8 protein-coding genes are annotated in these 5,941 nt (G+C 47.1%); 7 read left to right on the top strand and 1 reads right to left on the bottom strand.

Features of this window, described 5'->3' with window-relative positions; all coding sequences use genetic code 11:
- The first annotated feature begins 7 nt into the window (after positions 1 to 7).
- Positions 8 to 136 (top strand): EamA family transporter, encoded by a 129-nt coding sequence (locus VIM72_RS05340; protein ID WP_332001840.1) that lies wholly within the window; start codon positions 8 to 10, stop codon positions 134 to 136.
- A 202-nt stretch (positions 137 to 338) separates the two neighbouring features.
- On the opposite strand, the gene VIM72_RS05345 is transcribed toward VIM72_RS05340, so the two are convergent.
- Positions 339 to 980, bottom strand: coding sequence for a metalloregulator ArsR/SmtB family transcription factor (locus tag VIM72_RS05345; RefSeq protein WP_332001834.1), 642 nt, complete (start codon positions 978 to 980; stop codon positions 339 to 341).
- Positions 981 to 1,117: 137 nt separating this feature from the next.
- Here VIM72_RS05345 and VIM72_RS05350 point away from each other — a divergent pair, with 137 nt between their 5' ends.
- The 6 genes from VIM72_RS05350 to VIM72_RS05375 all read left to right on the top strand — a co-directional run.
- Entirely contained in the window at positions 1,118 to 1,687 is a 570-nt protein-coding gene (locus VIM72_RS05350) for an NADPH-dependent FMN reductase (protein WP_332001835.1), read from the top strand.
- A 54-nt stretch (positions 1,688 to 1,741) separates the two neighbouring features.
- The gene (locus VIM72_RS05355; RefSeq protein ID WP_332001836.1) at positions 1,742 to 2,068 is read left to right on the top strand and encodes an iron-sulfur cluster assembly accessory protein; all 327 of its coding nucleotides are present in this window, start codon (positions 1,742 to 1,744) and stop codon (positions 2,066 to 2,068) included.
- A gap of 13 nt (positions 2,069 to 2,081) precedes the next feature.
- Entirely contained in the window at positions 2,082 to 3,527 is a 1,446-nt protein-coding gene (gene sufB, locus VIM72_RS05360) for a Fe-S cluster assembly protein SufB (protein WP_325646919.1), read from the top strand.
- Between the two features lie 43 nt (positions 3,528 to 3,570).
- The gene (gene sufC, locus VIM72_RS05365) at positions 3,571 to 4,335 is read left to right on the top strand and encodes a Fe-S cluster assembly ATPase SufC (protein WP_332001837.1); all 765 of its coding nucleotides are present in this window, start codon (positions 3,571 to 3,573) and stop codon (positions 4,333 to 4,335) included.
- Between the two features lie 7 nt (positions 4,336 to 4,342).
- The gene (sufD, locus tag VIM72_RS05370) at positions 4,343 to 5,662 is read left to right on the top strand and encodes a Fe-S cluster assembly protein SufD (protein WP_332001838.1); all 1,320 of its coding nucleotides are present in this window, start codon (positions 4,343 to 4,345) and stop codon (positions 5,660 to 5,662) included.
- A 7-nt stretch (positions 5,663 to 5,669) separates the two neighbouring features.
- The coding region (locus VIM72_RS05375; RefSeq protein ID WP_332001839.1) for an aminotransferase class V-fold PLP-dependent enzyme at positions 5,670 to 5,941 on the top strand (272 nt) is incomplete at its 3' end.

The following is a 5,941-nucleotide window of genomic DNA, read 5'->3' on the forward strand; positions in this document are numbered from 1 at the left end:
AGCCCCGGTGGATAAACTCAGCGTGGCGCTCACTATTGTTTTATCCGCCATTTTCCTGTATGAAACCATCACGCTGAAAACCGCCATTGGTGCAGGGCTTATTATTGCAGGCACGCTGGTGCTTATCCTGAAATAACGCGGATGTTGTCTGACTCAGGATTATGATGATTTCGCTGATTTCCTGATTTTATTTTTAAGAAAAACAAATTGGGAGATAAAAGCGGAACACACATTTATCTCCCAAAAAAATCTATAAAAAAACTAAAAAATAAAATCAGGAAATCAGCGAAATCATCATAATCCTGAGTCAGACAAAATCCGCTCAAAGGCCGAAGGCCTTACTCCGCTTCAATTTTATACACACAACGGCGGGCGCCATTGATAATATGCTCCATACGGGATACATTCATTTTTTCACCGAGTATGCTCACAAAGGTCCGCATTTCCGAGGTGCAGATATTATCACATTCTGTGGCGGCGCAGCAAATGGGACAATGATTCTCTATAAAATAATAGGTATCTCCTTCTTTTTTCCACTCGGCCAGGTAGCCTTCGCCGGAACGGATGGCTGCAAACGAAGTGAGCCTGTTTTCCAGTCCGTTAACGCCTTCAAGGGCGGTGCTGTATTTTTCGAGCTGGCTTTTCTCCCGGGCGTTTACCACGTTATCGAGCGCTTCCTTACCTAATACATTCTTAATGGTTTGAATGATCTGGAGGGTGAGCTCGGTATGGGTATCCGGAAAGCGGGCATTACCCAGGGGGGTAAGGCTCCATATTAAAACAGGGCGTCCTACGCCTTTGGAAGCACTTTCCGACTGCACCAGGCCCTCTTCTGCCAGCTTGAGCAGCTGAAGGCGGGCGCCCTCTCCGGTAATACCCAATTCATTGGCCAGTTCTGCTGCAGGCAAGGGCCCCCGGGTCTTGAGCAAGGTCAAAAACCGGTCGGCAGCATTCTTGGTTCGTATTGGATAATTTTCCAAGTTCTTACTTGTTTTATTCTCAAATATCGGTATTTTTGTGAAAGCTAAAAAAAGATTTTGGGGTTTTGGTGAGTTTATGAGATCCTTCATCAAAATTTAATCTCATAATCATTTTAATCTCTAAAAGTTAAATATTAATGAACGTCCTGATATTTAATGGTGCAATAGATGATCGTCCTTATGCCACTTCCAACCAGTTGGCGGCATACCTGACGGAAAGGTTGAAAGAGAATGGATTTTCCCCGGAGATTTTTAGTCTTGGTAACACCCAGATCCCATTTTTCTCCCAGGCAGCAGCAGGATTGAAACCACCCGCAGTAGATGCCATGTGTAAAGCTTTCTGCAAGGCGGACCTGCATATCTGGATGACTCCTTTATATCATGGCAGCATGACAGGCGCCATGAAAAATTGCCTGGACTGGCTGGAAATGACCAGCAAGAACCAGCGTCCTTATTTAACCGGAAAGGTTGTAGCTTTGCTGTCCTGGGCAGACGGCACCCAGGCGATGCAGGGTATAAATGCAATGGATGCAGTGGCTAAGGCATTGAGAGCATGGGTTTTACCATATTCCCTGCCGATCCTGAAAGACAACCTGTATGATCCTGCCACCCGGGGGATCACTGAGTTCTATAAAAATAAACTGGATATGATGGTACAGTTGCTGTGTGCGGCCAAGTCGCATGTAGTAGCCGGTATTGAAGGATAAAAGATAAGGAAGACCGGGCAACCGGTAAATAGCTAATAAAAACAAATTCTGAGTATGATAACCGTTTCAGAAAAAGCAGGAGAATATATCAAGGCGCTGATGGAAAAAGAACATCATGCGCCAGGCACCTTTGTACGCGTAGGTGTAAAAGGTGGTGGCTGCTCAGGTCTTGAATATGTGTTGAAATTTGAAGCAACCGAAGAAGAAGGCGACCAGGTTTTTGAAGATAAAGGCGTAAAAGTAGTGGTACAGATGAAAAGCCTCCTTTACCTGTATGGTACGGAGCTGGACTATTCAGACGGACTTAACGGAAAAGGCCTCTTCTTTAACAATCCAAATGCAACCAGAACCTGTAGCTGCGGCGAGAGCTTTGCGGTTTAAATATTAAACTTGTATGATCAACAGTAACGAAATAATTGATGATATAGCCAATAAGGAATACGAGTTTGGCTTTAGCACCGATATTGAAATGGATATAGCTCCCCCGGGGCTGAATGAAGATATCATCCGTTTTATTTCGGCGAAGAAGAATGAACCGGAATGGCTGCTGGAATGGCGCCTGAAAGGATTTGCCGCATTTAAGAAAATGGAATTCCCAAAATGGCAGCATTTTGAAATGCCGGAGCTCGACCTCCAGGCACTTTCCTATTATGCAGCGCCACGTAAGAAAAAACAGCTTAACAGCCTGGATGAAGTAGATCCGGAACTGCTGGCTACTTTCGAAAAACTGGGTATTCCCCTCAATGAACAGAAAGCACTTACCGGCGTAGCCGTGGATGCCGTTTTCGACAGCGTGTCCGTAGCTACCACTTTCAAAGGCAAACTGAAAGAAATGGGCGTGATCTTCTGCTCCTTCGGCGAAGCTGTACAGGAACACCCCGACCTGGTAAAGAAATACCTGGGCAGCGTGGTGCCACATACAGATAACATCTTCGCTGCGCTCAACGCCGCCGTATTTTCCGATGGTTCCTTCGTTTACATTCCAAAAGGCGTACGCTGCCCGATGGAACTGAGCACTTACTTCCGTATCAATGCCCAGAACACCGGCCAGTTTGAACGTACCCTGATCATTGCAGACGATAACAGCTATGTTAGCTATCTCGAAGGCTGTACCGCCCCCATGCGTGATGAAAATCAGCTGCATGCGGCAGTTGTGGAACTGGTAGCCCTGGAGCAGGCTGAAATAAAATATTCTACCGTACAAAACTGGTATCCCGGCGATAAAGACGGTAAAGGCGGTATCTATAACTTCGTTACCAAAAGAGGTATCTGCAAAGGCGCCGCCAGCAAGATCTCCTGGACACAGGTGGAAACCGGCTCCGCTATTACCTGGAAATATCCCAGTGTAATCCTGCAGGGCGACCACTCCGAAGGTGAATTTTACTCTGTAGCGGTAGTCCGTAACAAACAGATCGCTGATACCGGTACCAAGATCCACCACATCGGTAAAGGCACCAAAAGCCGCATCATCTCCAAAGGTATTTCCGCAGGCAGGGGCGATAACAGCTACCGCGGACTGGTAGCCGTAGGGCCACGGGCAGACAATGCACGTAACTTTACCCAGTGCGACTCCCTGCTCATCGGTAACCAATGCGGTTCACACACCTTCCCATACATCGAATCAAGGAACAAAACTGCCATGATCGAACACGAAGCCACCACTTCGAAGATCGGGGAAGACCAGATCTTTTACCTGAACCAACGTGGCATCGACAGCGAGAAAGCAGTAGCCCTCATTGTAAACGGTTATGTGAAGGAAGTACTGAACCAGCTGCCAATGGAATTTGCAGTGGAAGCACAAAAATTATTATCTATTACACTTGAAGGAAGCGTTGGATAATTCATTATTCAACTTAATACATACAGAACGAAATAAAACAATCATGCTGACGATTAAAAATCTGCACGCAGAAGTAGAAGGGAAAAAAATTCTGAAAGGCATTAATCTCGAAATAAACAAAGGAGAAATGCATGCTATCATGGGACCAAACGGTTCCGGTAAAAGCTCACTGGCCTCTGTTCTCGCGGGACGTGATAACTACACTGTCACCGAAGGGGAAGTTTGGTTCAATGGCAAAAATCTGCTGGATATGTCTCCGGAAGACCGCGCCCGTGAAGGTGTTTTCCTCGCTTTTCAATACCCTGTTGAAATACCAGGTGTTTCTAATCTCAACTTCCTCAAAACCGCACTGAATGAAATCAGGGCATACAAAGGCCTTCCCGCCCTCGAAGCCAGGGAATTCCTGAAGCTGACCAAAGAAAAACAACAGCTGGTAGACTTCCACTCCAACCTGATGAACCGTTCCCTCAACGAAGGATTCAGCGGTGGAGAAAAGAAACGTAATGAAATTTTCCAACTCGCCATGCTCGACCCTCAGCTGGCTATATTGGATGAAACAGATTCCGGACTGGATATCGATGCACTGCGTATTGTTTCCAATGGTGTAAACAAATTACGCGATGCAGAAAAATCTTTCGTAGTGATCACTCACTATCAACGCCTGCTGGAGTATATCATACCTGACTTTGTACATGTATTATACAATGGCCGTATCATTAAAACCGGTACCAAAGAACTGGCACTGGAACTGGAAGAAAGAGGATACGACTGGCTGAAAGAGGAATTACATTTGAAAGAATCTGTATAAAAAGACTATGACAAGCGATATGATATTGCCATTTTACCAGGCGTTAACCGAAGATGTAAATGCACTGTCGGCGCATGTTCCCTCCCTCGCGGCAGATACATTGGAGGACATCCGCCGCAAAGCGCTGGAGCGTTTTTCAACGATAGGCCTTCCTACGCTGAAAACGGAAGCATGGCGCTACACGAATATTCAGCGTTACCTGAAAGAGTTTCCGTATGAACTGCTCAATACGGCTTCCTGTGTATCAGAAGAAGTGGTGAACAGCACCGCCATTCCTGAACTGGACTGCTACCGCATCGTACTGGTAAACGGTCATCTCCAGGCGGAACAATCTGCCCTGCCACAAGGTAAAGGCATCACCGTTGGCGCCATGAGCGCTAACACCACCGCCCCTGGTTTTGTTACTTATTTCAACGGACAGCAGCACCTGGCAACAGAATCACTGGCGCAACTGAATACAGCCCTCTTCGCAGATGGCCTGTATATTGAACTGGCAGCCAACACCGTGCTCGATAAACCCATACATGTAGTACACGTTTACTCCTGTACAGCGCACGCTTTCATTCAGCCCCGCCACCTGTGGGTACTGAACCGGAACGCAGCCGCTACCATCATCGAAACTTCCGTGCACCCGGAAACCAATACCATCGCCTTTGCGAACAGCGTACTGGAAACCGTGGTAATGGAAAATGCAGAACTGTGGCACTATAATGTACAACAGGGCGCTGAAAGCTTCCGCGAAGTACATACCACCGCTGCACAGCAACAGAAAGACAGCCGTTACCATCATTTTAATTTCACCCTGCCCGGTACCCCGTTCACCCGTAACAACCTGAGCGTGGCGCTGAATGGCAGTCATACCGAAACTAACCTGAACGGCCTCTATATCGCCAGCAAACACCAGCATGTAGATAACCATACCTTTATGGATCACATCATGCCCGATTGCAACAGCAACGAACTGTACAAAGGCGTACTGCTCGATAACGCCAACGGCGTATTTACCGGCAAGATCCTTGTACACCAGGAAGCACAGAAAACAAATGCCTTCCAGCAGAACAATAACCTCCTGCTCGGTACCAAAGCGGACATCAACTCCCAGCCACAACTGGAAATTTATGCCGACGATGTAAAGTGCAGCCACGGTTTTACTGCCGGTCAGTTCAGTGAAGAGTCCATGTTCTACCTCCGCTCACGCGGTATTGGCGAAGATGCGGCAAAAGCACTGATGGTAAACGCCTTCTCCCACGACATCACAGATGCAGTGAAGGTACCTGCCCTGCAACATTTCCTGCAGACGCAGATTGCGGAGATCATGAATAATTAAATTGACGATGGAACATATTGCTAACATAGTCACCGAAGGCCTGGATGTAAAGCAGATCAGAAAGGATTTTCCTATCCTGCAGCAACAGGTACATGGTAAACCGCTGGTATACTTCGATAACGGAGCCACCACGCAGAAACCACAGGTCGTAATAAACGCGGAAGCCCGCTATTACGAAGAATATAACAGCAATGTGCACCGGGGTGTACATCACCTGAGCCAGGTAGCTACCAACGCTTACGAAAAAGCCCGCATCACTATTGCCGGCTATATCAATGC

It is taken from the genome of Chitinophaga sp. (assembly GCF_036569185.1).
Classification (GTDB): Bacteria; Bacteroidota; Bacteroidia; order Chitinophagales; family Chitinophagaceae; genus Chitinophaga.